General features: G+C 70.2%; 21 protein-coding genes and 1 riboswitch. Of the genes, 11 read left to right on the top strand and 10 right to left on the bottom strand.

Going from position 1 to position 24,482, the window contains the following annotated elements; genetic code table 11:
* Positions 1–8 precede the first annotated feature (8 nt).
* Together QWY84_RS04030 and ubiD are read right to left on the bottom strand one after the other, a co-directional pair.
* Positions 9–1,079, bottom strand: a complete 1,071-nt coding sequence (locus QWY84_RS04030) for a 2Fe-2S iron-sulfur cluster-binding protein (protein WP_290201166.1) — start codon at positions 1,077–1,079, stop codon at positions 9–11.
* A gap of 203 nt (positions 1,080–1,282) precedes the next feature.
* Positions 1,283–2,752, bottom strand: coding sequence for a 4-hydroxy-3-polyprenylbenzoate decarboxylase (ubiD, locus tag QWY84_RS04035; protein ID WP_290202671.1), 1,470 nt, complete (start codon positions 2,750–2,752; stop codon positions 1,283–1,285).
* A 166-nt stretch (positions 2,753–2,918) separates the two neighbouring features.
* Positions 2,919–3,153, top strand: a riboswitch (cobalamin riboswitch).
* A 193-nt stretch (positions 3,154–3,346) separates the two neighbouring features.
* Here ubiD and QWY84_RS04040 point away from each other — a divergent pair.
* Genes QWY84_RS04040 through QWY84_RS04050 form a run of 3 tightly spaced genes read left to right on the top strand, consistent with a single transcriptional unit; the run spans position 3,347 to position 7,836 of the window.
* The gene (locus QWY84_RS04040; protein ID WP_290201167.1) at positions 3,347–5,482 is read left to right on the top strand and encodes a TonB-dependent receptor; all 2,136 of its coding nucleotides are present in this window, start codon (positions 3,347–3,349) and stop codon (positions 5,480–5,482) included.
* Positions 5,482–6,930: a PepSY-associated TM helix domain-containing protein gene (locus tag QWY84_RS04045; RefSeq protein WP_290201168.1), complete on the top strand. Its 1,449-nt coding sequence runs from the start codon at positions 5,482–5,484 to the stop codon at positions 6,928–6,930. Before QWY84_RS04040 ends, QWY84_RS04045 begins: the two co-directional genes overlap by 1 nt.
* A gap of 12 nt (positions 6,931–6,942) precedes the next feature.
* The gene (locus QWY84_RS04050) at positions 6,943–7,836 is read left to right on the top strand and encodes a CPBP family intramembrane glutamic endopeptidase (protein ID WP_290201169.1); all 894 of its coding nucleotides are present in this window, start codon (positions 6,943–6,945) and stop codon (positions 7,834–7,836) included.
* Positions 7,837–7,984: 148 nt separating this feature from the next.
* Here the strand turns inward: QWY84_RS04050 and xth are convergent, their stop codons facing one another.
* From xth to prlC, 3 genes are all read right to left on the bottom strand, one after another.
* Positions 7,985–8,755: an exodeoxyribonuclease III gene (xth, locus tag QWY84_RS04055; RefSeq protein WP_290201170.1), complete on the bottom strand. Its 771-nt coding sequence runs from the start codon at positions 8,753–8,755 to the stop codon at positions 7,985–7,987.
* Positions 8,755–9,192 (bottom strand): HIT family protein, encoded by a 438-nt coding sequence (locus QWY84_RS04060; protein ID WP_290201171.1) that lies wholly within the window; start codon positions 9,190–9,192, stop codon positions 8,755–8,757. The genes xth and QWY84_RS04060 overlap by 1 nt, the downstream gene beginning before the upstream one ends.
* A 201-nt stretch (positions 9,193–9,393) precedes the next feature.
* Positions 9,394–11,436, bottom strand: coding sequence for an oligopeptidase A (gene prlC / locus QWY84_RS04065; protein WP_290201172.1), 2,043 nt, complete (start codon positions 11,434–11,436; stop codon positions 9,394–9,396).
* Positions 11,437–11,583: 147 nt separating this feature from the next.
* Here prlC and gorA point away from each other — a divergent pair, with 147 nt between their 5' ends.
* Together gorA and QWY84_RS04075 are read left to right on the top strand one after the other, a co-directional pair.
* Positions 11,584–12,933, top strand: a complete 1,350-nt coding sequence (gene gorA, locus QWY84_RS04070; RefSeq protein WP_290201173.1) for a glutathione-disulfide reductase — start codon at positions 11,584–11,586, stop codon at positions 12,931–12,933.
* 272 nt (positions 12,934–13,205) lie between these two features.
* Complete coding sequence (locus QWY84_RS04075; RefSeq protein ID WP_290201174.1) at positions 13,206–13,736, top strand: gamma carbonic anhydrase family protein; 531 nt, start codon at positions 13,206–13,208, stop codon at positions 13,734–13,736.
* Positions 13,737–13,755: 19 nt separating this feature from the next.
* Here QWY84_RS04075 and QWY84_RS04080 read toward each other — a convergent pair whose 3' ends face one another.
* On the bottom strand, positions 13,756–13,914 hold the full coding sequence (locus QWY84_RS04080) for a DUF1328 family protein (protein WP_353959866.1): 159 nt from the start codon (positions 13,912–13,914) through the stop codon (positions 13,756–13,758).
* A gap of 135 nt (positions 13,915–14,049) precedes the next feature.
* Here QWY84_RS04080 and QWY84_RS04085 point away from each other — a divergent pair, with 135 nt between their 5' ends.
* The 5 genes from QWY84_RS04085 (at position 14,050) to QWY84_RS04105 (ending at position 18,419) form a co-directional block, all read left to right on the top strand.
* Entirely contained in the window at positions 14,050–15,096 is a 1,047-nt protein-coding gene (locus QWY84_RS04085) for a succinylglutamate desuccinylase/aspartoacylase family protein (protein WP_290201175.1), read from the top strand.
* Positions 15,097–15,222: 126 nt separating this feature from the next.
* A complete protein-coding gene (locus QWY84_RS04090) occupies positions 15,223–15,537 on the top strand; it encodes a hypothetical protein (protein WP_290201176.1) in 315 nt (104 codons plus the stop codon).
* Positions 15,534–15,980 (top strand): hypothetical protein, encoded by a 447-nt coding sequence (locus QWY84_RS04095; RefSeq protein ID WP_290201177.1) that lies wholly within the window; start codon positions 15,534–15,536, stop codon positions 15,978–15,980. The genes QWY84_RS04090 and QWY84_RS04095 overlap by 4 nt, the downstream gene beginning before the upstream one ends.
* Entirely contained in the window at positions 15,956–17,590 is a 1,635-nt protein-coding gene (locus tag QWY84_RS04100; RefSeq protein ID WP_290201178.1) for a hypothetical protein, read from the top strand. Before QWY84_RS04095 ends, QWY84_RS04100 begins: the two co-directional genes overlap by 25 nt.
* 232 nt (positions 17,591–17,822) lie before the next feature.
* Positions 17,823–18,419 carry a rhomboid family intramembrane serine protease gene (locus QWY84_RS04105; protein WP_290202674.1) on the top strand — a complete coding sequence of 199 codons (597 nt, stop codon included), beginning with the start codon at positions 17,823–17,825 and terminating at the stop codon, positions 18,417–18,419.
* A gap of 296 nt (positions 18,420–18,715) precedes the next feature.
* Here QWY84_RS04105 and QWY84_RS04110 read toward each other — a convergent pair whose 3' ends face one another.
* From QWY84_RS04110 to QWY84_RS04125, 4 genes are all read right to left on the bottom strand, one after another.
* Positions 18,716–21,769: an efflux RND transporter permease subunit gene (locus QWY84_RS04110; RefSeq protein ID WP_290201179.1), complete on the bottom strand. Its 3,054-nt coding sequence runs from the start codon at positions 21,767–21,769 to the stop codon at positions 18,716–18,718.
* Positions 21,770–21,774: 5 nt separating this feature from the next.
* Positions 21,775–22,854 carry an efflux RND transporter periplasmic adaptor subunit gene (locus QWY84_RS04115; protein WP_290201180.1) on the bottom strand — a complete coding sequence of 360 codons (1,080 nt, stop codon included), beginning with the start codon at positions 22,852–22,854 and terminating at the stop codon, positions 21,775–21,777.
* A 35-nt stretch (positions 22,855–22,889) separates the two neighbouring features.
* Positions 22,890–23,561: a TetR/AcrR family transcriptional regulator gene (locus QWY84_RS04120; protein ID WP_290201181.1), complete on the bottom strand. Its 672-nt coding sequence runs from the start codon at positions 23,559–23,561 to the stop codon at positions 22,890–22,892.
* A 171-nt stretch (positions 23,562–23,732) separates the two neighbouring features.
* Positions 23,733–24,080, bottom strand: coding sequence for a hypothetical protein (locus QWY84_RS04125; protein ID WP_290201182.1), 348 nt, complete (start codon positions 24,078–24,080; stop codon positions 23,733–23,735).
* A gap of 69 nt (positions 24,081–24,149) precedes the next feature.
* On the opposite strand from QWY84_RS04125, the gene QWY84_RS04130 reads away from it, so the two are divergent.
* Positions 24,150–24,479 carry a hypothetical protein gene (locus QWY84_RS04130; RefSeq protein ID WP_290201183.1) on the top strand — a complete coding sequence of 110 codons (330 nt, stop codon included), beginning with the start codon at positions 24,150–24,152 and terminating at the stop codon, positions 24,477–24,479.
* Positions 24,480–24,482: the final 3 nt, after the last annotated feature.

Raw genomic sequence — 24,482 nt, forward strand, 5'->3', positions numbered from 1 at the left:
CAACCCCGTCAGCGTGGTCCCTGATGCTGGTTCCCTTGCTCGGCCGCAGCGAGATCCGGCTGCGCGTCCGCCGCCGTGCGGAACGGGATCCCGAGCACGTGCTCGGGATCTGCGCCGTGCCGGAAGAGATCCCTCTGCGCGGCGGCAATCATGGAGGGAGGTCCGCTCATGTAGAGGGTGTGGCCCGCCAGATCCGGGTAGTCCTGCAGCAGCATGTTGTGCACCAGCCCGATGCGTCCGTCCCAGGCGTCGCTCCCCGCGGGATCCGACAGACAGGGCGTATACCGGAGTCTGCCGTGCGCGCGCGCCAGCTGTCGCAATCGTGCGTCCAGGTAGAGATCCTCCCGTGTGCGCACGCCCCAGAACACGTGTACCGGGCGTTCGTCACCAATATGAACCAGATGTTCCAGCATGCTCTTGATCGGTGCAATCCCTGTGCTGCCCGCCATGGCGATGATCGGGCGGCGGTCCCCGGCCCGGAGATGAAAGGCGCCGTGGGGTCCGTCCAGGTGCAGGACGGCCTGTTCCCGCATGGCGTGGAACACGTAGCCGCTGAACTCACCCGCGTCCACGTACCGCACATGGAGCTCCAGGAGGCCGTCGTCGTGGGGGGCATTCGCCAGGCAGTAGCTGCGGCAGCGCCCGTCACGCAGGAGAACGTCGACGTACTGGCCCGGCAGGAAGGCCAGGCGCTCGTTCTCGGGCAGCTGCAGCCACAGGGCCATGACATCCGGCGCCATTCGCTCCATGCGCGCCACCCGGCAACGCATGCGGCGGGCGGGAACGGCCTCGGAGCTGTCCGCCTCGCGGAGCTCGATGGTGACATCCGTCGTCGGCCGGGCCCGGCAGAACAGGGCCTGGCCCACGGCGACGGCCTTCTCGTCCAGGGGCTCCGGCGGCTCGCCGCCCGGATAGGTAACGGCGCCCTCCACCACCTTGCCGGTACACAGGCCGCAGCGGCCGTCCCGGCAGCCGTACGGGAGCATGATCCCGTGCCGCAACGCGGCCTCCAGGACAGGCTCGGTGCCGCTGCACGTGAAACGGCGGCCACTGGGCTCGATGGTGACGTGGTAGCTCATCGCCGCTCGCCTCCCGGGGCTCAGCCCGCCGCATCCCTAAGGAAACGCTGAACCATTCGCACGCCCTGCGGGGCCGAGCGGCGCAAGCGGCAGCCAGAAGCGCGCGCGAATGGTTCAGCGTTTCCTATGATGCCGGACCACCATTGTGGCGCAACGCCTCCGTGCCCGAAACTCCGGCCCCGGCACCCCCCTCGGGAAGGCGACTACGTATCGATCCCCAGCTCGTCCCAGCGCTCGTCGACGCGGCGGCGGATGTCCGGGTCCATGGTGATCGGGCGTCCCCACTCGCGGCTGGTCTCGCCTTTCCACTTGCTGGTGGCATCGAAGCCGATCTTGGATCCGAGCCCGGAGACCGGGGAGGCGAAGTCCAGGTAGTCGATGGGCGAGTTGTCGATCAGCGTGGTGTCCCGCTGCGGGTCCATGCGCGTGGTCATGGCCCAGATGACGTCGTTCCAGTCGCGCGCGTCGACGTCGTCGTCGGTGACGATGACGAACTTGGTGTACATGAACTGCCGCAGGAACGACCACACGCCCAGCATCACCCGCTTGGCGTGGCCCGGGTACTGCTTTTTCATGGTGACCACCGCCATGCGGTAGGAGCACCCCTCCGGCGGCAGGTAGAAGTCCGTGATCTCCGGGAACTGCTTCTGCAGGATGGGTACGAACACCTCGTTCAGCGCCACCCCCAGCACCGCCGGCTCATCCGGGGGCCGGCCCGTGTAGGTGCTGTGGTAGACCGGATCGGTCCGGTGGGTGATGCGGTCGATGGTGAACACCGGGAACTGCTCCACCTCGTTGTAGTAGCCCGTGTGGTCGCCGAACGGGCCCTCCGGCGCCCAGTCGTCCGGGTGGATGTGCCCCTCCAGCACGATCTCCGCGGTTGCCGGGACCTGCAGATCGGAGCCGATGCAGGTGCCCAGCTCGGTCTTGCTGCCGCGCAGCAGCCCGGCGAACGCGTACTCCGACAGGGTGTCGGGGACCGGGGTGACCGCGCCCAGGATGGTCGCCGGATCCGCCCCCAGGGCGACCGCCACGGGGAAGGGCTCATCCGGGCGCGCCTGCTGCCATTCCTGGAAGTCCAGGGCGCCGCCGCGGTGACCCAGCCAGCGCATGATCACGCGGTTGCGGCCGATGACCTGCTGGCGGTAGATGCCGAGGTTCTGGCGCTCCTTGTGTGGGCCGCGGGTTACCACCAGGGCCCAGGTGATCAGGGGGCCCGCATCTTCGGGCCAGCACGTCCATACGGGGATGCGCGACAGGTCCACGTCCTCGCCCTCGATGACATGCTCCTGGCACTCCGGGCGGCGCACCTGCTTCGGCCCCATGTTCAGCACCTGCTTGAACACGGGCAGCTGCTTCCAGGCATCCTTCATCCCCTTGGGCGGATCCGGCTCCTTGAGGAAGGCGAGGAGCCGGCCGATCTCGCGCAGGGCCTCGGTGTCCTCGGCGCCCATGCCCAGCGCCACCCGGTGCGACGTTCCGAACAGATTGCCGAGAACGGGCATCCGGTACCCGGCGGGGTTCTCGAAAAGCAGTGCCGGGCCGCCGCTGCGCAGCGTGCGGTCGCATACCGCGGTCATCTCCAGGTGCGGGTCCACCTCGGCGCGGACGCGCTTGAGCTGGCCGTCGCGCTCCAGGCGCGCCATGAAGTCGCGCAGGTCCCGGTACTGCATGTCGCCCATGTTGGGCCCCCTTTCCGTTGCCGAGCGAAGTGTGACCAACGTGCGGGATCATCGCATGCCGGGGCCATGCTTCGCAGTTTGCCGAACTAATAGAGATGTTATAACATTTCTTTTCTTGGTTTCTGGACTGCTTGATCCGGCACCTCGCACCCGCTAGTTTCTTCGCTCGCTCTCGGGTGCCTTCAGGCCGTTCCGGCCGGGAAGGTGAAACGGGAACCCGGTGAGGCAGCAGCCGTGCGCGCTGCTGCCGATTCCGGGACTGCCCCCGCAACGGTGAGCGTGTTGCAGCGGACCATCCCGCCACTGTGGCTGATGCCACGGGAAGGCGGTCCGCTCGGGTGGATTCATGCCCGCACGCGAGTCCGGAGACCGGCCCGATGAGTGGTCCCGCGATGCCCTTGGCGGCATGGATGCGGGACATCTCCTGGTGGTGCGAGGGGCGCCGCCGGCGAGGACGCAGCGAATCCGTGCCTGTCGGCCGTGCCGTTCAGCCCCGCCTGTCCACCGTTCCGGGCAGGTCGCCGCCTCGTTCCCTTGTCCCTCGCCTGCCGGATCAACGACAACCAAGGGACAGGAGCAACCACCATGAAAACGGAGCGTGCGCGCAACGCGAGGGCATTGCGGTATCCCGGCGACGTGTCGAGAGCCGTCGTCGTTGCGCTGGCTGTACTGGGAGCCGGTGTCGCCGCCGCGGAGGATCCCGTCACTCTCGACGTGCTGCAGGTGGAGGGCGCCGGGGGCACGGACGAGCTCGGCCTCGAGCGGCCGGCAAGGAGCGTGAGCCGGCTGGGCGTGCCGCTGGAGGATCTTCCCGCCAGTGCGACGATCATCGACGCCGAGACCCAGCGCCGGCGAGGTGTCCGGACGACGCGGGAAGCGGTCGAGGCGGCCGGCGGATTCACCGGCGGCGAGCCGCCCGGAGCACCAGCATCCTTCTCCAGCCGCGGGTTCACGGGCAACGACATCACCATTCTCTACGACGGCGTCCGGGTGGCCGAGCCCGGCATGTTCGCGCGGCCGGGCAGCAACTGGCTCTACGACCGCGTGGAAATCCTGCGCGGCCCGGCCTCGGTGCTGCACGGCGAGGGGGCGGTGGCGGGCGCTATCAACTTCGTCCCGCGCCGGCCGGACCCGGACCGCAGCTCGGGCGAGCTGCTGCTCGGCGCCGGCTCCTTCGGCGAGACGCGGGTCGCCGCCGGGGCGGGCGGGCCCACGGCGGTGGACGGGCTCTCGTACCGCGTCGATGCCAGCCGCCTGGCGCGGGACGGCGAAATCGACCGCAGCGGGGCCCGCTACGAAAGCCTCGGCGGCTCGCTGCGCCTGGATGCTTCCCGGCGCCTGCGGTTCACTCTCTCCGCGGAGGTCCAGCGTGACGACATCGAGCCCTACTTCGGCACCCCGGTGATCGACGGCGGCATCGACCGGCGAACGGTGGGCAACAACTACAACGTCGCCGATGCCGAGATGGACATGGTGGGCTACTGGCTGCGCTTCGACACCGACTTCGCCGCCACGGACCGCCTGCGGCTGCGCAACCGGGTCTACGCCTATACCGGCGAGCGCAACTGGAAGAACATGGAGGCCTACAGCTACGACCCGGACCAGGACGTCATCCGTCGCAGCGTGCCCATCCGGATCACCCACGATCAGACCCTGTTCGGCAACCGCCTGGAGGCGATCCACGACCACACGCTGTTCGGCCTGTCGCACCGGGTCAGCGTCGGCCTGGACATCAGCCGCAACCGCTTCGAGCACATCAACAACGCTCCCTACCAGGGCGCGGACACCGTCGACGTGGACGATCCGGATCCCGGGCTCTACTTCTCCGACACGTCCTTTGAACCGGGTGTGCGGACGACCAACGACCGCTACGCGGTGTTCGGCGAAAACCGCCTGCGGCTCGGGGGTGGCCTGAGTCTTGTCGGCGGCCTGCGGCACGAGCTCATTCGCCTGGACGGCGAGGACCTGCGGGCGGGCGAGCGCGCCACCGAACGCTACCGCCCCACCACCGGGCGCATCGGCGCCGTATGGGATCTTCCCGCCGGAGTGACCACCTACGCCCAGTACGCCACGGGCGCCAAGCCCACGGGGAGTACCGTGACGTTCTCACCCGGTGACGAGGGCGACCGGCTGGAGCGCTCCCGGGGCGTCGAGCTGGGGGTGCGGCACCGCGCCTGGGGCGACCGGCTGCAATGGAGCGCGGCGGCGTACGATATCGCCAAGCGCAATCTGACGGTTCGCGACCCTGACAACCGGGACCTGGAACGCCAGATCGGCCGCCAGGAGTCCAGGGGCGTGGAGCTCGCGGTCGTCGTCCGCCCCTGGCGGAGCTGGCGGTTCCGGGCGGACGGCACGTTGCTGAACGCCGAGTTTGCCGACTACGCCACCGCGGACGGCCGCTACGACGGCAATACGCCCCCGAACGTGCCCGAGCGCCTGGCCAACCTGCGCGCCGAGTGGTTCGCCACGGATCGGCTCACGCTGAAGGCGAGCCTCCGCTACGTGGGGCCGCGCCAGGGCGACGACGCCAACACCGTCGACGTGCCGTCGTATACCTTGTTCGGCGCCGCCGCCACCTGGCAGCTGCGGCAACTCGAGATCACCCTGCGGGGGCGCAACCTCACCGACGAGCAGCACGTGACCTGGAGCTCATTCGGCGGCAGCCAGTGGCTGCTGGGTGACTCGCGCAGTGTCGACCTGACCCTGAGTACGCAGTTCTGATGCGGTTCCGGCGCCACGTCTATCTGCTGCACCGGTACCTGGGCATTGCCCTGTGCCTGCTCATGGCCATGTGGTTCGCTTCGGGCATGGTGCTCATGTACGTGGGCTACCCGTCGCTGGACGAGCAGCGGCGGCTGGCCGGCCTGCCGTCCCTGGAGCCCGGCCCGTTCCTGCCGCCGGCCCGCGTGCTCGCCCGGCATCCGGACGCGGACGCGCTGCGCCTGAACGCGAGCCCCGGCCGCCCCGTGTACATTGTACGCGAGCACGGCGAGCGGCACGTCCTGGACGCCGCCACCGGCGACGTCCTGTCGCCGGACGACGCGTGGCGTTCCGCGGCCGCGGAACGCCACGCCGGTGCCCGGGTCCTGGAGCTGGAGCCGGTTCGCGTCGACCAGTGGACCGTCTCCGGCCGCCTCGACAGTCACCGGCCCCTCTGGCGCGCCCGCATGGACGACGCCGACGGCACCTGGCTGTACCTGTCCTCGCAAACGGGCGAGGTGGTCCAGGAGGCGACGCGTCTTGAGCGGGCGTGGAACTGGGTGGGGGCGGTGGTCCACTGGATCTATCCCTGGCAGCTGCGTCAGCACCCGGAGCTGTGGCGGCAGGTGGTGATCTGGCTGTGCGTGCCGGCGCTGGCGCTGATCGCCACCGGCGCGCTGGTCGGCATCTGGCGGCTGCGCGTGCGCCGCCGCTACAAGGGCAACCGCATGACCCCGTACCGGGGCTGGCAGCGCTGGCACCACGTGCTGGGGATCGCCTGCGTCACGTTCGTGTTCACGTTCATGGTGAGCGGTCTGCTCTCCATGAATCCGGGGCGGATCTTCACGTCGCCGGCGCCGCCGCCCGAGCAGCGCGGGGCCTGGAAGGGCGGCCCGCTGGTGACCGCGAGCGCGGTGCCGCCGGACGAGCTCCCGCTGAACGGCGTCCGGGAGCTGGAGTGGCAGCGCCAGGCGGGCACGTCCCTTGTGCTGTTGCATCGGCCGGATGCCACCCGGGTCCTGCGGGCGGACGGGCGCCCGGCCGACTTCGGCCGCCGGGAGCTCGTCCGGCGGGCGGACGCGCTGCTGCCGGAGGCGGACGTCACCGGTGTGCGGCGTCTGGACGACTACGATGCGTACTACTACGCCCGGCGCGGTGCGCGACCGCTGCCGGTCCTCCGGGTGCGCTTCGACGACCCGGGTGCCACCGCCCTGTACATCGACCCGGAGACTGCGGTGATCGAGGCGCGCATGGACACCCGAGGGCGTTGGCGCCGCTGGCTGTACAATGGTCTCCACAGCCTGGACTTCGCGGTGCTGTGGCAACGCCGGCCGTTGTGGGACGTGGTGGTCCTCGGGCTGTGTCTGGCGGGTCTGGCTTTCAGCGTCACCGGTGTCGTGATCGGCTGGCGTCGCCTTACCCGCCGCACCGGCATAGGCAGGCGGCGCCGGCCGCCGGTTCCGGGGTAATCAGGAGCGTGCATGCGGACTCGATGGTGGAACCAGCTGGAGCCGATGGTACTCACCGCCTGGTGCACAGCCCTGGCTCTGGCGGGTTCCCTGCTCAGCCAGTGGCCGTTGCGGCTGGATGCGCTGCACGGGTACCTGCGGGCACTGCTGATCGTCGCCGTCCTGGCCGCGTTCCTGCTGGTGCTGCTGCGTCCGCGCCGGCCGGGGTTTGCCCGCCGCCTGGCCGGCTATCGGCTGCGGGCGCCGCGGGGCGGTGCTGCCGCGTTCGTCCTGCTGGTAGGGGCCGTGCTGGTGCTCAACTATGGCTCGCTCATGGTTCTCACCGGGCTGTTGCGGCCGGAGCAGGTCTGGGTCCCGGTGCTGGAGGGCGTCCTCGGCCAGCCGGGCGGTGCCGCCATGCTGCTGGTACTGCTGCTGTTTGCCGCGCCGCTGGTCGAGGAGTGGCTGGTGCGTGGCCGGCTGCAGACCGGTATCGCCCGTCGCTGGGGCGTCCCCGCGGCCATCGCCGTGTCGGCGACCGTCTTCGCGTGGCTCCACGGCATCCCGTCGCTGGTGCCGGTGTACTTCGTCTTCGGCCTCCTGCTCGGCTTCGCGGTCTGGGTGACCGGCAGCGTGTGGACCGGAGTGGCCATTCACGCCGCGCACAACGGGGCCACGTTCGGGCTGTTCCTCCTGGCGCAGGCAGCGGGTGTGGATGCCGCGGAGGCGGCCGGGGCGGAAGCGTCCGCCGGGATGCTGCGCCTGGGCGGGACGGCGCTGCTGCCGGGGGCCGCTCTCCTGGCGCTGGCGCTGCGGGTCGGCGGCTGGCGGCGCCTGCGCCGGGCCCCGGGCATGGTCTGGCGACCGCTGCTCTGGCTTGCCCCGTTGCTGCTGGTGCTCAACCTCCTGCCCGCTGTTCCGGGCTGATCTGCCCGGCCATCGGGCCGCCGCGGGCCTGATGATCGCAGGCCCCCGGGTCCTGCCCCCTGGGCCGGCGAGGCCGGCAGGGCCCGATCTCCGGGCGCGCCGTAGGCGCGCGACGGAGCCAACGGGGCCATGCGCTCGGCTGCTGCCGTCAGCCTTCGGCGAACTCCGCTACCACGGGTGCGTGATCCGAGGGCCGTTCCCAGCGGCGTGGCTCGATATCCACGCGGCTGTCGACGCACTGCGCGGCCAGGGCGGGGCTGGCGAGGATCAGGTCGATGCGCAGGCCGCGATTGCGCTTGAAGTTGTTCATGCGGTAGTCCCACCAGGAGAAGGTCTTCCCCTCCCGCGGAAAGCGGCGGAAGGTGTCCTCGAGGCCCAGGTCGGTGAGCATGCGCAGGGCCTCGTGCTCGGGCTCGCTGAACAGCACCTTGCCGCGCCATTCCTCCGGGTCGTGCACGTCGTCGTCCGTGGGGGCGATATTGAAGTCGCCGACCACGGCGAGCCGGGGGTGGCGGGTGAGCTCGTCGGCCAGCCAGTCGCGCAGCCGCGCCAGCCAGTCCAGCTTGTAGGCGTACTTGTCGCTGCCCACCTCGGAGCCGTTGGGCACGTACAGGTTGATGAAGCGCAGCTCGCCCACGGTGACGGCGAGTACCCGCCGCTGGGGATCCTCCAGGCCGGGCAGCTCGGTGACCGGGTCGTGCATGGGTTGGCGCGCCAGCACGGCCACGCCGTTGTAGGTCTTCTGGCCGCTGTAGACGACCTCGTAGCCGGCCTCGCGCAGGGCGGTCTCCGGGAAGGCGTCGTCGGACAGCTTGGTCTCCTGCAGGCCGACGATGTCCGGCTGCTCCGTGTCCAGCCACTGGAGCACGTGGGGCAGCCGGACCTTGAGCGAGTTGACGTTCCAGGAGGCGAGCTTCATCAGGCCTCCCAGCCCAGCTGCGCGCGGATGGTCTCGGCGACGGCCTTGAGCTCCTCGGGGTCGGCCTGGTCCTTGCCGTGGCTGCGGCGGTCCTGGCCCTCCCAGCGGGGGATGATGTGCTGGTGGTAGTGGAACACGGTCTGGCCGGCGGCCTCGCCGTTGAACTGGGTCAGCGCGATGCCGTCGGGCTGGATGGCGGCCTGGACGGCGCGGGCGACCTCCTGAACGGAGGCGATGAAGTCCCGCAGGAGGTCCGTGGGGATCTCCAGGAGGTCCGGGTGGTGCGCCCTGGGAATGACCAGGGTATGGCCGCGGGAGGACGGGAACGCGTCCATGAAGGCGACGGCGTGCTCGTTGCCGCCGATGACGGCGGCCGGGATCTCGCCGTCGCGGATCTTGCAGAAGATGCAGTTCGGATCGGTGGCGATGTCGGACATGGTGCCTCCTTTGGTTGATTGTCGTGTTATCGAGTGGTGCCTCTGTTCCGGGCGCGCGGGCGGGGCGATCCGGTCACGGACACGCTGTGAATACGTCCCTGTACGCTCGACACTGGCCATCCATGGCCAGTGACGGTCCGTGACTGGATCACCCCGCCCACGCTCCGTGCCCTCCTGCTTGTCGCCCCTCGACGCCCGCCTTTATGCCGCCAGCCCGCTGTGGCGGAGCAGGGCGTCGACGCTGGGCTCGCGGCCGCGGAAGGCCTTGTACAGCGTCATCAGGTCCTCGGAGCCGCCCTTCTCCAGGATGTTGACCAGGAAGTCGCGGCCGGCCTCCGGGCTGAACACGCCCTCGTCCTCGAAGCGGGCGTAGGCGTCCGCGGACAGCACTTCCGCCCACTTGTAACTGTAATAGCCTGCGGCGTAGCCGCCCGCGAAGATGTGGGCGAAGCCGTGGGGGAAGCGGTGCCAGGCCGGCGGGCGCACCACGGCGGCCTGCTCCCGGGCGGCTTCCAGGGTCTCCAGTACCCGCGCGCCCTGCTGCGGGTCGTACTCCAGGTGCAGCCGGAAGTCGAACAGGGAGAACTCCAGCTGCCGCATCATGGCCATGGCGGACTGGAAGTTGCGGGCCGCCTGCATGCGCCGGAAGAGGTCATCCGGGATGGGCTCGCCGGTGCGGTAGTGGGCGGCGAACAGGTCCAGGGCCTCGCGCTCCCAGCACCAGTTCTCCATGAACTGGCTCGGCAGCTCCACCGCGTCCCAGGGGACACCGTGGATGCCGGCCACCGAGGCGGCGCCGACACGGGTGAGCATGTGGTGCAGGCCGTGCCCGAACTCGTGGAACAGCGTCTCCACCTCGGTGTGGGTGAGCAGCGCGGGCTTGTCCTCCACCGGTGGGGCGAAGTTGCAGGTGAGAAAGGCCACCGGCGTCTGCACGCCCTCGCCGGTGTCCCGCCGGACCTTGCACTCGGCCATCCAGGCGCCGCTGCGCTTGTTGCTGCGGGCGTAGAGATCAGTGTAGAAGCGCCCGCGCAGGGCACCGTCGGGGTCGCGGATCTCGAAGAACTGGACATCCGTGTGCCAGGTGTCCACGTCCCCGGTGCGCTCGGTGATCCGCACGCCGTAGAGGCGCTCCACGACCCGGAACAGGCCGTCGATGACCCGCTGCGCCGGGAAGTAGGGGCGCAGGTCTTCCTGGGACAGGGCGTAGCGGGACTGGCGCAGCTGCTCGGAGGCCCAGGTAACGTCCCAGGGGTGGAGCTCGTCCAGCCCCAGGTGCTCGCGGGCGAACGCCTGCAGCTCCTCCAGCTCGCGCTCGGCCACGGGGCGGGCGCGTTCGGCGAGGTCCGAGAGAAAGCCCATGACGGCGTCGGTTGAGTCGGCCATCTTGGTGGCCAGCGACAGCTCGGCGTAGTTGTTGTAGCCGAGCAGCCGGGCCTCCTCGTGCCGCAGGGCGAGGATCTCTTCCATGATCTCGCTGTTGTCCCAGCGCCCCGCGTGAGGGCCCTGGTCGGAGGCGCGGGTGCCGAAGGCCTCGTAGACCTCGCGGCGGAGCTCGCGGTCGGCGCAGTGGCTGAGAACGGCGAACACGCTGGGGAAGTCCAGGCCGATGCGGTAGCCGCTGTCGCCGTGCTGCTCGGCGGCCTGGCGGAGCATGGCGACGGTGGACTCGGGCATGCCCGCCAGGCGCTCGGCGCTGTCCAGGTGCTTGCTCCAGGCGTTGGTGGCGTCGAGGACGTTCTCCTGGAAGCGCGCGCCCAGCTCGGACAGGCGGCTGGCGATCTCCCGGAAGCGCTGCTTGTCCTCCGCCGGCAGGTCGACGCCGCCCAGGCGGAAGTCCCGCAGGGCGTTGTCCACCGTGCGCCGCCGGTCGGCGAGCAGATCCGCGAAGTCCCCGCGCCCGCGCACCGCCTGGAAGGCCCGGAACAACGCCTCGTTCTGGCCCATCTCGGTGGCGTACTCCGAGAGCTTGGGCAGGCACGCATTGTAGGCCTCCCGCAGGGCGTCGTCGTTCATGACCGCGTTGAGGTGGCTCACCGGCGCCCAGACCCGGGTCAGGCGGTCGTCCATGGCCTCCAGCGGCTGGACCAGGTTGTCCCAGGTCCAGGGGCCTTCGTGCTGCAGCAGCGTCTCCAGCTCCGCGCGGTTGTCCGCCAGCACCCGGTCCACTGCGGGCTCGACGTGCTCCGGATGGATGGCGGAGAAGCGGGGCAGGTCGGCCGGTGCGAGCAGGGGGTTGGTCATGATCGGCTTGTCTCCGTCGAAAGTCGCGTGGTCATGCGTGCCATTATGGCGCGGATGCCCGTCCGCATGTGAGGGGTATTGCGGAAGCCCCGGCGGCAGAACGCGTGCTATGGTCTCGTGCGTTCCCTGTTCCACCGAGGATCGATCATGACGGGTCACTTTGATTGCATCGCCATCGGCGGCGGCAGCGGCGGTCTTGCCGCGGCACGCCGGGCCGCCAGTCACGGAGCTCGCGCCGCGGTCATCGAGGGCGCCGCGCTGGGCGGGACGTGCGTCAACGTGGGTTGCGTGCCCAAGAAGGTCATGTGGAACGCGGCCCATACCCTGGATGCCGTGCACCGGGCGCCGGACTACGGCATGGCCGTGCGCTACCACGGACTGGACTGGGCCACGCTGACGCAGCGGCGGGCCGCGTACATCCAGCGGCTCAACGGCATCTACGCGCGCAATCTGGACAACGACGGCGTTACCCACATCCGCGGCTATGCGCGTTTCGTCGATGCCAATGCCGTGGAGGTGGACGGCAACCGCTACACGGCGGATCACTTCGTCATCGCCACCGGCGGCCGGCCGATCCTTCCGGACGTGCCGGGTGCCGAGCTGGGCATCGACTCCGACGGCTTCTTCGCGCTGCGTGAGCAGCCGCGCCGGGCCGCGGTGGTCGGCGCCGGCTACATCGCCGTGGAGCTCGCGGGCGTCCTGGCCGGCCTGGGCACGGAGACCAGCCTGGTGGTGCGCCGCCATGCGCCGCTACGCGATTTCGATGCGGTGATCCAGGAGGGGTTGCAGGAAGCCCTGCCCCAGCACGGCGTGGACCTGGTGACGCATTTCACGCCGGCGCGCCTCGAGCGGGCCGGCGACGGGTCGCTCACCCTGACCGCCGAGGACGGCCGTGTCGTCGACGGCCTGGATACGGTGGTCTGGGCGGTGGGGCGCCGGGCCAACACCGCGTCCCTGGGCCTGGAGGCGGCCGGCGTGACCACGGATGGCGCCGACCAGGTGCCGGTGGACGAGTGGCAGCAGACCAACGTGCCGGGCATCTACTCCCTGGGCGATGTCACCGGGCGGGTCCCGCTGACGCCGGTGGCCATTGCCACCGGCCGGCGCCTGAGTGATCGCCTGTTCGGCGGGCAGAAGGACCGGCGCATGGATTTCGATAACGTGCCCACGGTGGTGTTCAGCCATCCGCCCATCGGCACGGTGGGGATGACGGAGGACGAGGCCCGGCAGCAGTACGGCGACGCCGTGACCTGCTTCAGCACCACGTTCGTCGCCATGGATTACGCGCTTTCCGACCACAAGCCGCGCACGCGCATGAAGCTGGTGACTGTCGGCGACGAGCAACGCGTGGTGGGTTGTCATATCATGGGGATCGGAGCGGACGAGATGCTCCAGGGCTTTGCGGTGGCGGTGAAGATGGGTGCGACCAAGCGGGACTTCGACGAGACCGTGGCCATCCACCCGACCAGCGCCGAGGAAATGGTCACGATGACATGAAACCGCGTCCGCGAGCCGGGGGCCGGCGGGGATGATTCGGTGGGGCTCCGGAGCTCCGCTTACGGCCCCTGCTTCGTGTGAAGCAGGGGCCTATCCTCCGCTCCGGCCTGGCCGGCTGACAGCACATCCCTGTGCTGACAGCCGGTGGCGGCATCCGTGCCGCCACCCTGACGGGCCGGACGGCCTGCGCTCCGGCGCTGCGCAAGTCGCCCCACCGAATCATCCCCGCCGGCCCCGGCTCGCGGACGCGTTGACTGAGCAAGGAGGACCCCATGATCCGCACGTTCGAATCCTGTCGTCCCGAGGTCGCGGACAGCGCCTGGGTGGATGCCACCGCGCTGGTGATCGGCGACGTGGTGCTGGCCGAGGACGTCTCCGTGTGGCCGATGACCGTGGTGCGCGGCGACGTGAACCATATCCGCGTGGGTGCGCGCACCAACATCCAGGACGGCTCGGTGGTCCATGTGGCCCACGCCGGCGGCATGAATCCCACCGGCTACCCCACGATCATCGGCGAGGACGTCACCGTCGGGCACAAGGCCATCGTGCATGCGTGCACCATCGGGGATGCCTGTCTCATCGGCATGGGGGCCACGGTCATGGACGGCGCCGTCATCGGCGCCGAGAGCATGCTGGGTGCCGGCGCCCTGGTGCCGCCGGGCAAGCAGCTCGCCGGCGGCCACCTCTACATGGGCAGCCCGGCCAAGGCGGTGCGCGAGCTGACCGACGAGGAGAAGGACTTCCTCCGCTATTCCGCCCGGCACTACGTGGAGGTGAAGAATCGCCACCGGGGGACAGCTTGAGCCAGGCTCCGGCGGCTGCTCAGTCCCTGCGCAGGATCAGCGCCCCCAGGAACACGATGATGCATACCACGAACACCGCCTGTGCAACCCATGCCGCCGCGCCGGCGAGCCCGGTGAAGCCGATGACCGCGGCGACGACGGCAATCACCAGCAGCAGCGTGGTCCAGGATGGCATCATGACGCAGCTCCCCGTCGGTTCGATCCTCGCCCCGCCTGTCGACGGTAACCGGGGCGATTGTACAGGCCCGGCGGCGCACCGGGGTGCCGCGCACGGCCGGTGTGCCGACAGCGTCCCATCATAGCCGGAGGAATCGTGGCCCGTTCCCCCCTGGATATCGCCGGCACCCGCATCCTGCCCGGCGGGCGCGACACCGTCGAGCTGCCCGCCGGCCAGCTGTACACCCATACCCCGGTCAATATTCCCGTGCAGGTCATCCATGGCCGCCGTGACGGGCCGTGCCTGGTGGTCACGGCGGCCGTCCACGGCGACGAGATCAACGGCGCCGAGATCATCCGCCGCCTGCTGCGCCAGCAGATGATCGGCCGGCTGGCCGGGACCCTGATCGCCGTGCCGGTGGTCAACGTCCTCGGCTTCATCGGCCGCTCCCGGTATCTGCCCGACCGCCGGGATCTCAATCGCAGCTTCCCGGGCAGCGAGTCCGGCTCCATGGCCTCCCGCCTGGCGCACCTGTTCCGCACCGAGGTGATGCATCGCGCGACCCATGCCATCGACCTCCACACCGCCGCGATCCACCGGGACAACCTGCCCCAGGTGCGGGCGGACCTGGACGACCCCGCCGACGAGGCCCTGGCCCGGGCCTTCGGCGTGCCGGTGGTGATCAACTCCCCCCTGATCGAGGGCAGCCTGCGCAGCACCGCCCGGGAGGCGGGCGTGCCCGTGATCACCTACGAGGGGGGCGAGGCGCTGCGGTTCAACGAGACCGCCATCCGGGCGGGGCTCAAGGGCGTGATCCGGGTGATGCGTCATCTGCGCATGCTGCCGCCGGCGCGCAGCCGCCGCCCGGCGCCCGAGCCGCAGTACATCGCCGACGACAGCAGCTGGATGCGTGCCGGCCAGGACGGGTTGTTCCGGGCCGCCGTGGCCCTGGGGGACCGGGTCCGGGCCGGCCAGCCCCTCGGCTGGATCGCCGACCCCTTCGGCGGCGCCGAGATCGCCGTCGAGGCAGCCTTCTCCGGCCTGGTGATCGGTCGCGCCAACCTGCCCCTGGTGCACGAGGGCGAGGCCCTCTTTCATGTCGCGCGGTTCGATCATGTGGGGCGGGTGCACCGGGAGATGGAGCGCTTCAGCGAGGCCCTGGAGCACGGCGACGAGTGGAGCGAGGAGCCCCCTATCGTCTGACGCCGCCGCGGTTCGCCGGCCCGGCATGCCGTGGTGTGACGGAAATCCCGGAAGACGGCCCCGGCCGGCCGTTACGCTTCGTGGTCATCGGGTGCGCCTGCTGTCGACCTCCGGAGTGTGAAACCCATGGCCCCGTGCCGTCGTGCCTTCCTCGTGACCCTGCTGCTTGCCGCCGGCCTGCCGCCGTCCGCGGCGGATGACTCGCCGTCCCCGGCGCTGGGCGCGCACGACTGCCGCGTTCTGGTCGCGCTGCACGGCGCCCTCCGCGGCGACGACGGCGTTCGCCCGGACGAGCTGGCGGCGGTGACCGACGCCATTCTCGCGCGCCCGGGCTGCGGCGAGAGCCGGGGGCGGCTGCTGGAGGCGCGGCCCGCGGACGGCGTGGACCCGTTCGATCCCCGGGCCCCGGGCGGCTTCGGCCCGCCGGAGCAGGGCGAATGATCCGGCTCCTCTTCCTGGTTTTCCTCGGCGTCTCCCTGGCCGCGCCCGCCCAGCAGCGCTCGTTCGAGCCCATCGGCGGGGAGGCGGGCGCCGGCGTCACCCTGCCGCCGCACGACCGGACACTGGTGGAGGACTGGCTCGAGTCCCTGGCGCAGGCCTGGAACACTCCGCGCCTGGCCCCGCTGCTGGCCCCGGCCTTTCCGGAACGCCAGCGGCTGCTCGGGGCCCTGGAGGACCGGGTACCCCCGGATGCACGCCTGCGGGTGCTGTCGGTGGGTCCGGTGCGCGTGCTCTCCGAGAGCCGGGAGACCGGCCGCATTGTCCGTACCCTGCGGATCACCGTGCGCTGGGCCGTTGTGGGCACCGATGCCGATGGCTCCCCGACGCGGCGGGAGACGCAGCAGGAACTGGTGGTGGAATGGCTGCGACGGGTACCGCAATAGGCCGTGCGCTCGCCGCGGCGCTGTTGCTGCTGCCGGTCGTGGCCGCGGCGCAGGACAGCGGTGACTGGCGTATGCGCGGGCAGACCACCAGCCGCGTCGAGTACTACGATATCGATGGCGATTCGCTGCTGGGCCCATACGGCCGCGACGGCGTGCAGGCGTATCAGTCCCTGCACCTGGGTCTGTCCCGGCAGGCGGACAGCGGCGCCCTGTGGGACCTCGAGTTCGCCGGCGTGCTCAGCGCCTCCGAGTACCGGACCACCGAGCCCGGGGGGCACGTGGAGTACCTGCGCCTGCGCCGCGAGGATCCCGCCGCCGCGGTACCGTACCGGCTCGACGTGGGCGACCAGCACGCGCGCTTCAGCCGCCTGAGCCTGGACCAGGACCTGCGCGGCGTACGGGGCGAGATCCAGCCGGCGCTGGGCGGCCTCGACCACTCCCTGGTCTGGGTGTCCGGCGCCTACCGGCGCCACTGGCACGACGTGGATGCGCGGCTCGATCCGGGGCTGCTGGAGCCGGAAGCCGACTACCACGGTGTTTCCTGGCTGGTTGCGGACCCGGCGCTGGGCGAGTGGTCGCTCAACACCGTCCATCACGACCGGACGGCGGGTGCTGACGGCGGCGACCGGCACCTGGTGACCAGCCTTGCGGCCGCGCTGGATATCCGCTTCCTGCACCAGCGGCTGGACACCGACCTGGAGTGGGCGCATCTCCAGGGGACGACCCGTCGGGGCTCGGGCGGCGCGGGCGAGCGAGCGGTTGCGGATACCGGCCTGTTCGCGCAGGTGGACGGTTCCAACACCGCGCTGGAGATGCCGCTGGATTACCGGCTTCGCTACGAGGACTACGGTGCCGGGTTCCGGCCCGCCGGAACCGATGTCGTCGGCGACCGGCGCGCCTTCGTGACCACGGCGGGCGTGGGCAGCGAGGAGCGGGCCCGCCTCCAGGGCCGCTACCAGCGTCACGTCGACCATGCATCCGGGCCGAACCCGGTGCATCTGGTCGAGCACGGCGTGGAGGCGGTCGTCCCCTTCGGGCTCGGACCGGTGCATACGCGCCACGAGCTGGATGCGGCTCATCGCGAGCGCCGGGATGAGCGCGGCTGGATCGATGAGCATACCCGCCGGCTGAGCTGGGACATGATCCTGCCGCTGGCGGAAACCCGGGAGACGCGGCTGACGCTGTACTGGCGCAACCTGGACGACCGCGCCACCGGACGCTACGGCCACAGGGAACGCCGCATCAGTCTCAGCCATCGGACGCGGTTCCGGCTGGGCGGCGTGCAGATCACGGCCACGCCCGGCCTCGCCTACCGCACCCGGGACGGCTTTCTGGCGCAGCGTGCCATCGACCCGACGCTGTCGCTGGAGGCCGCGGGCGCACTCCAGGAGCTGGACGTTTCCCTGGGCTACCACGAGCTGGAGCGGCCGGGACGCCGGGCGCGGAGCATCGACGAGTACCGGCTGGCCATGGACTGGCACTACCGCCTCCGGCGCCACCAGCTGGGTCTCGAGTACGAGCATCACCTGGCCGCCCCCTCGGCCGGGGAGGACCTGGAACTCTGGAAGGCGGGCGTGTTCTGGCGCTACCAGTTCGCCGGCTCGCTATGACGGTTGGCCCGCAGCGCCTGCCGGACGGCGGGTGCGCGGTTGCCTGGCCGCCGGGCGCGGTCTACAGTGCGCGGACGTTGTCGGCATCGGGAGTGTGACGGGCATGCGGGACTGGGACGGACGGGATACGGGCGAGCCGCCACCGCAGCCGCCGCCGCGGCGGGTTGCGGGCCCGTCGCTGCTGCCGCCGGTCATCCTGGCCCTGCTCATCGTCAACGGTGCCGTGTTCCTGATGCAGGGCGGATTCGGGTCGTGGCTCACGGTGATGTTCGCGCTCTGGCCCCTGGGCTCGCCGGATACCGTGATGACCACCATGGGCATGGAGCGGGTCCCGCCGTTCCAGGTCTGGCAGCTGCTCACCTACGGGTTTCTCCACGGCGGCACCCTGCACCTGCTGGTGAACATGTTCGCCCTGTGGATGTTCGGCGTGGCCCTGGAGAATCTCTGGGGCTCCCGCCGCTTCGCCGTCTATTTCCTGGTCTGCGTCGTCGGGGCGGGCCTGATCCAGCTCGTGGTCGCCACGGGCGCGGCCGCGGAAGGCAACGTCTATCCCACGGTGGGCGCCTCCGGGGGCGTATTTGGCATCCTGCTCGGCTTCGGCATGATGTTTCCCAACGAGCGCATCATGCTGCTGATTCCGCCCATTCCCATGAAGGCCAAGTACTTCGTGGTCGCCTACGGCGCCTTCGAGCTGTGGGCCGGCATGACCGGGACCCTGGCCGGGGTGGCGCATTTCGCGCACCTGGGCGGCATGGTCTTCGGCCTGCTGCTGATCCTCTACTGGCGCCACACCGGCGCCTTCCGCCGTCGCCCGCCGGGGCCCCTGTAGGATTGATCCCTCGACGGGAGCCTGCCAGCACCATGTGGACGTAGGTCGGCCCGGGAGGGCGGGGATCTGGTTGGGGCGACTCGCGCAGCGCCGGAGCGCAGGCCGTTCGGCCCGTCAGGGTGGCGGCAGGGATGCCGCCACCGGCTGTCAGCACAGGGATGTGCTGTCAGCCGGCCAGGCCGGAGCGGAGGATAGGCCCCTGCTTCCACTGAAGCAGGGGCCGTAAGCGGAGCTCCGGAGCCCCAACCAGATCCCCGCCCTCCCGGGCCGACCCTCCGGAGCCGTTCGGTCCGGATCTAACGCCGCAACAGGCGCGCGGAAGCGTTCTCCACCAGGGAGTACGCCGCGGGGATGACCACCAGGGTGAGCAGCATGGACGAGACCATGCCGCTGATGATGGCCACCGCCAGCGGGCCCTGGGTCTCGGCCCCGGCGCCGATGCCGATGGCCGCCGGCAGCATGGCCAGGATCAGCGTCAGCGAGGTCATGAGAATGGGCCGCAGCCGGATGGGGCAGGCCCGTGTCAGGGCATCGTCGATGCTGAGCTCCAGCCGCTCGCGGTACTGGTTGGTGAGATCCACCAGCAGGATGCCGTTCTTCGTGACCAGCCCCACCAGCAGCACCAGGCCGATCATGGAGTAGATGTTCAGGGTGTGGCCGAACAGCCACAACCCCAGCACCCCGCCCACCATGGCCAGGGGCAGCGCGGCCAGGATGATCAGCGGCTGGACGAACGAGTTGAACTGGCTGCCCAGCACCATGTACACGAGCACGATGGCGACCACGAACACGAACATGATGGCCCCCAGCGTGCGCTCGAACTCCTCCGCCTGGCCCACCAGGTTGAGGGAGTAGCCCAGGGGCAGGATCTCCTCGGCTTCGGCCTCCACCAGGCGCACGGCCTCGGCCAGCGACACCGAGGGATTGGAATAGAACTGGGCGGAGTACTCCAGGTTGTAGCGACCGATCACGGCCGGTCCGAGCTCGGGCCGGAAGGTGGCCAGGGTGTCCAGGCGGACCATGTCGCCGGAGTCCGTGCGCAGGAACAGCTTCTCCAGGTCCCCGGGCGTCTGCAGGGTGCCCTGCCGGGCCTTGAGACGGACATCGTAGCGCTGCCCGCCGCCGGGCTCGTCGTTGTAGCGGGCGATGTCGACACCGCCGGCCAGGACGTTGGCCGCCCGCGTCACCTCGAAGCTGGTGATCCCCAGCGTGCGCGCACGGTCGCGGTCCACGTCCACCACCAGCTCCGGCTGATTCAGGCTCAGGTCCAGGTCCAGGGTCTCGATGGCGTCGCTGGCGCGCAGGCGCTGCTCCATCTCCTCGGCAAGGCGGGCGACCTCCTGGAGATTCGGCCCGGTGATGTTGAACTGCAGGGGCTCGCCGCGCTGGCCGCCGATGAGCGGTACCGACGAGGTGAACGCCTGCACGCCGCTGAGCCCGGACAGCTCCTCCTGGACCTGCGCGGAGATCTCCTGCTGGCTCAGCTCGCGCTCGTCCCGCGGATCCAGGCGCACGAAGGAGATGCCCTCGTTCACCTGTCCCTGGCTGCCCAGCCCGATGGCGGTGAAGTAGGAGCGGACGCCCTGCTGATCCGCCAGAATCTCCTCCACCTCCCGGAGCTTGTCGTCGGTGTAGTCGATGCTGGAGCCCAGCGGCGTCTGGATATTGACCAGGAACTGGCCCTCGTCTTCCTCCGGCGCGAACTCGCCGCCCAGGTCCCCGAACAGGCTGGCGGTGCCGCCGGTGATCAGCGCGGCCAGCAGCAGCGTGAGCCAGCGGAAGCGCAGGGCCCGCCCGAGCAGCCAGCGGTAGCCGTTCTCCATGGCGCGGAAGCCGCGCTCCAGGAAGTTGTAGACCCGGCCGTGCTCCCGGGGCACGGACAGGAACCGCGAGCACAGCATGGGCGTGAGCGTCAGCGCCACGATGCTCGAGGCGAGCACGCCCATGGCCACCACCACCGCGAAGGATTCGAAGAACCGGCCGATGATGCCCTCCATGAACAGCACCGGCAGGAAGATCGAGATCAGTGCCAGGGTGGTGGCGATCACCGCGAAGAACACCTCGTTGGAGCCCACGATGGCCCCTTCCACGGGATCGTCGATGCCCTCCTCGCGGTGGCGGAAGATGTTCTCGAGGACGACGATGGAGTCGTCCACCACCACGCCGATGAGCAGCAGCATCGCCAGCATGGTGAGCGCGTTCAGGGTGTAGCCGAGGAAGTAGATCACCGCGATCACCGCCGCCAGCGCGACCGGGATCGACAGGGTGACGATGAGCGTCGAGCGCAGGTTCTTCAGGAATATCCACAGGACGAACGCCGCGAACAGCACGCCCAGTCCCAGGGTGACGTACAGGGTGTCGATCATCTCCAGGATGAACACGGATTGGTCCGAGGAGATGTTGATCTCCATCCCCGGCGGCAGCTGGGGCCGGATTTCCTCGTCCAGGCGCCGCTTGACCTCGTCGATGATGGCCACGGTGTTGGTGCCCGAGACCTTGACGATGCCCAGGCCCACCGTGGGCTCGCCGTTGAAGCGCGCCAGCGAGCGCCGGTCCGCCAGGCCGTCCACCACCTCGGCGACGTCCTCGAGGCGGATCAGGGCGCCGTCCTGGGACGCGACGATGAGCTGCTCCAGGGCGTGGGGCTGGTGGTACTCCATGTCCAGCTTGAGCAGCCGCTCGGTGCGCTCCGCCACCAGGAATCCGCCGGGAAGCTGGAAGTGCTCCGCCTCCATGGCGTTGATCAGGTCGTTGACGGTCAGGCCGTATGCGGCCAGGCGGTCCGGCTTGACCTCCACGCGGATGGTGCGCTCCAGGCCGCCGCCCACCTGGACCTCGCCCACGCCATTGATGTTCTCGATCCGGGGCCGGACCACGTTGCGGGCGTAGGTGCTCAGCTGCTGCTGCGTGCGGTCGCCCTGCACGCTGAGCCACATGATGGGCTGGGCATCGGTCTCGACCTTCTGGATCACCGGTGCCTCGGCGTCATCGGGCAGCCGCTGGCGGATCTCGTTGATCTTCGCCTGGACCTCGTTGAAGGCCACGTCGATGTCCACGTCGAGATCGAAGGTAATGGTGACCACGGACGTGCCCGGGCTGGAGGTGGACTGGATGGAGTCGATGCCGGGGACGGTGTTCACCGCCCGCTCCACCTCCGAGGTGATGGCGGCGTCGATGATCTCCGGATCCGCGCCGGGCTGGACCACCGTCACGTTGATGACCGGGAAGTCGATGTTGGGAATGCGGTCGGTGCCCACCTCCTGGTAGCCGATGACGCCGAACAGCACCAGCACGGCGCTGATCATCACCGCCAGCACGTGTCGCCGGATGGAGAGCTCGGGCAGGGTCATGGACGCTACTCCTCGTCCGTGCGGATCGTGGCGCCGTCGGACAGGAAGCCGGCGCCGTCCACCGCGATCACCTCGCCCGCCTCCAGGCCGTCGCGGATCTCCAGGCGAGCCGGCAGGCGCTCGCCGACCTCGACCCTGCGCTCGTGGGCCGTGCCGTCCCGGATGACGTAGACCACTTCACCGGCGGGCCGCTGGATCACGGCCGTCGCCGGCACCACGATGCTGTCCCGCTCGGCCACGGTGACCGTGGCGTTGACGCTGCCGCCCCGGCGCCAGCCGCCGGGGTTTTCCACGTTCACGATGGCCTCGAACGTGCGGCTCTGGTCGGCCAGCCCCGGGCGCAGCTCGCTGATGGTGCTGTTGACAGTGCCCTCCGCCACGGGCGCGCGCAGCCGCACCGGCTGGCCCACCTCGAGGCGCTGGGCCACGGTCTCCGGGAAGGGCAGGCGCACGCGCAGCAGGTCCTGGCTGATCAGGCGGAACAGGGGCTCGCCCGGCGCCGTGTAGTCGCCCACCGAGACCAGTCGGGCGTCAATGGCGGCGTCGACGGGTGCCTCCACGGTGGTGTGGCGCAGATCGATCTCGGTGCTCTCGACCCGGGAACGGGCGGCTTCGAGATCCTCTTCCAGGGATTCCACCTCGCTTTCGAGGGTGTCGAAACGGGACTGGGTGACGTAGCCGTCTTCCAGCAGCTCCGCGTTGCGCTCCAGCTCCCGGCGCCGGGTCCGCAGACTGGCCTGCAGCCGCCGCACGTCCGTGCGGGCCTGCGCCAGCGCAAGCTCGTAGGGTTCCGGGTCGATCCGCAGAAGCGGCTGCCCCTGGGTCACCTCGTCGCCCTCCTCGGCGTGGATCTCCAGGATCGTCCCCGAGACCTCCGCCGTCAGGGTGGGCGCCGTCTTGCTGGTGAGGCGGCCGATAGTGCTCTCGGTGACGGCAACGGTGTCCCGGCTTGCCTGCTGAGTGGTAATCAGCACGCCGGGATTGTCGGGTTCGCCGTCTCCGCTGCCGTTGTCGGCGTTGCCGTTGCTGCATCCCGCGACAAGGCCGAGGATCAGCAGGATGAGCAGGCTGTTGATGCGTCCCATACTTGCGGTTCCTTGCAAAGGTGGGCGAAGAAGGCTCACGGAGTTCCGGCCGGGGGCTCCAGGCCCGGGCGCAGCAGCGTCATCAGCGCCGCGCAGTAGGTATCGGGGTCGCAGTCGCTCCCCGGGGTCTGCAGCCGCGGCAGCACGTCGCGCAGCTCGAAGTACATGAACGTGCTCCCGACCAGTGCCAGGGCGGCGGTCAGGGCCACGGTGTCGTCACGGCGCCCGCGCTCGCTCAGCGCCGGCTCGAGCAGTGCCAGCATCTCCCGGAGCCCGTCGCCGAGGGTCTCCTCGGCGCGCTCGCGCTGGACATTGCCGCGCTGATTGAGCATCTGGCGCAGGAACAGGTTCACCGACGAGGGATCCTCCAGCATCCTTTCCAGGTGCTTGCGGGCGAAGCGTTCCATGCGCTCGCCGAGAGGGACGGAATCGTCCGCCAGCTCGGTCAGGATCTCGTCGAAGGTCATCCGCGAGTCCTGCAGCACCGCTTCGTAGAGCTGCGCCTTGCTGCTGAAGTGGTGAAAGACGTTGGCCTTGCTGACCTCCGCGCGGGCGGCGATGTCGCGAATGGAGACGCCGTCGAAGCCCCGTTCCCCGAACAGCTCCCGGGCGGCGGCAAGGACCCGCTGCGCCGCCTCCGTGCGAACCTCGGTGTGCGGACTGGTCTGTTCCGGCACCACAATACCCCGGCAATTGGTCGTGTTCATGGCGATCCCCGTGCACACCGGCCGGTACGCGGGGCCGGAGCTGTTCCGCAACAGCCCGGCGCGACCAGGGATCGCACATCTCCGGACGCCGGGGCAGGCTACCCGGGCTGACCGGTCGGTCGGACAGGGACTTTACCGAGGGCCGGACGCCGATGCAAGCCCGTCCCGGGATTACCCGCCGGCAAGGACCCCGGCGGCGAGGAGCAGGAACGCGATGACCCCGGCGCTGGCGTGGAGGAGGATCAGCGGCAGGATCACGGGCTCGTCCCGCCGGCGCACCGCCAGCGTGAATGCACCGCCCAGTGCCGCCAGGAGGAAGACCAGGAAGGCGCTGTTCAGGAGCAGGTTCTCCGGTCCGGTGGCGAGCCGCAGGCCCAGGACGGCAAGCCCCGCCAGGGCGACCAGGGCATGGGGATACCCCAGGGAGACGACGGGACGCCGCCGGCGGTGACTGCGCGACAGCGTCAACGCCCCCAGGACCATGCCGGCGAGAAACAGGACCAGGCTGGCAGCGGCCACGGGCAATCGCCTCCGCGTCGGCGGGAATCAGTCTACCATGGTAGCAGGGGGCCGACGGAGAGACCGGCCATGCGTGGATACGGGCGCAGCGCCCGGGCAACGGTGCTGGGGCTTGTCCTGAGCGCGTCGCTGTTCGCGGCGGATCGCGATCCCGGGGACTGGCACTACGCCATGGAGGGTCAGCTCCTCCGGGACCGCGTGCGCGTGCTCATCGACGGCGAGACGGCGCTGGAGGCGCACATGCGCTTCTTCGGCGGCCGGCGCGAGGCACGCGCCGAAGGCCGCTTCCGGGGCCGTTCCCTGGTGATCCGGTGCACCCGCAATCCGCTGGTGGACGCGCTCAGCTGCTGGATCCGGGTGGACGGCGAGGTGCGCAGCAACCACGTCGTCATGCAGTAGCTC

This window comes from Aquisalimonas lutea (assembly GCF_030409225.1).
Taxonomy (GTDB): Bacteria; Pseudomonadota; Gammaproteobacteria; order Nitrococcales; family Aquisalimonadaceae; genus Aquisalimonas; species Aquisalimonas lutea.

What these genes read in the sequence shown, in the direction of transcription:
- QWY84_RS04030 (WP_290201166.1), bottom strand. Translation starts at nt 1,079, where the DNA reads ATGAGCTACCACGTCACCATCGAGCCCAGTGGCCGCCGTTTCACGTGC.
- ubiD (WP_290202671.1), bottom strand. Translation starts at nt 2,752, where the DNA reads ATGCAGTACCGGGACCTGCGCGACTTCATGGCGCGCCTGGAGCGCGAC.
- QWY84_RS04040 (WP_290201167.1), top strand. Translation starts at nt 3,347, where the DNA reads ATGAAAACGGAGCGTGCGCGCAACGCGAGGGCATTGCGGTATCCCGGC.
- QWY84_RS04045 (WP_290201168.1), top strand. Translation starts at nt 5,482, where the DNA reads ATGCGGTTCCGGCGCCACGTCTATCTGCTGCACCGGTACCTGGGCATT.
- QWY84_RS04050 (WP_290201169.1), top strand. Translation starts at nt 6,943, where the DNA reads ATGCGGACTCGATGGTGGAACCAGCTGGAGCCGATGGTACTCACCGCC.
- xth (WP_290201170.1), bottom strand. Translation starts at nt 8,755, where the DNA reads ATGAAGCTCGCCTCCTGGAACGTCAACTCGCTCAAGGTCCGGCTGCCC.
- QWY84_RS04060 (WP_290201171.1), bottom strand. Translation starts at nt 9,192, where the DNA reads ATGTCCGACATCGCCACCGATCCGAACTGCATCTTCTGCAAGATCCGC.
- prlC (WP_290201172.1), bottom strand. Translation starts at nt 11,436, where the DNA reads ATGACCAACCCCCTGCTCGCACCGGCCGACCTGCCCCGCTTCTCCGCC.
- gorA (WP_290201173.1), top strand. Translation starts at nt 11,584, where the DNA reads ATGACGGGTCACTTTGATTGCATCGCCATCGGCGGCGGCAGCGGCGGT.
- QWY84_RS04075 (WP_290201174.1), top strand. Translation starts at nt 13,206, where the DNA reads ATGATCCGCACGTTCGAATCCTGTCGTCCCGAGGTCGCGGACAGCGCC.
- QWY84_RS04080 (WP_353959866.1), bottom strand. Translation starts at nt 13,914, where the DNA reads ATGATGCCATCCTGGACCACGCTGCTGCTGGTGATTGCCGTCGTCGCC.
- QWY84_RS04090 (WP_290201176.1), top strand. Translation starts at nt 15,223, where the DNA reads ATGGCCCCGTGCCGTCGTGCCTTCCTCGTGACCCTGCTGCTTGCCGCC.
- QWY84_RS04095 (WP_290201177.1), top strand. Translation starts at nt 15,534, where the DNA reads ATGATCCGGCTCCTCTTCCTGGTTTTCCTCGGCGTCTCCCTGGCCGCG.
- QWY84_RS04100 (WP_290201178.1), top strand. Translation starts at nt 15,956, where the DNA reads ATGGCTGCGACGGGTACCGCAATAGGCCGTGCGCTCGCCGCGGCGCTG.
- QWY84_RS04105 (WP_290202674.1), top strand. Translation starts at nt 17,823, where the DNA reads ATGCAGGGCGGATTCGGGTCGTGGCTCACGGTGATGTTCGCGCTCTGG.
- QWY84_RS04110 (WP_290201179.1), bottom strand. Translation starts at nt 21,769, where the DNA reads ATGACCCTGCCCGAGCTCTCCATCCGGCGACACGTGCTGGCGGTGATG.
- QWY84_RS04115 (WP_290201180.1), bottom strand. Translation starts at nt 22,854, where the DNA reads ATGGGACGCATCAACAGCCTGCTCATCCTGCTGATCCTCGGCCTTGTC.
- QWY84_RS04120 (WP_290201181.1), bottom strand. Translation starts at nt 23,561, where the DNA reads ATGAACACGACCAATTGCCGGGGTATTGTGGTGCCGGAACAGACCAGT.
- QWY84_RS04130 (WP_290201183.1), top strand. Translation starts at nt 24,150, where the DNA reads ATGCGTGGATACGGGCGCAGCGCCCGGGCAACGGTGCTGGGGCTTGTC.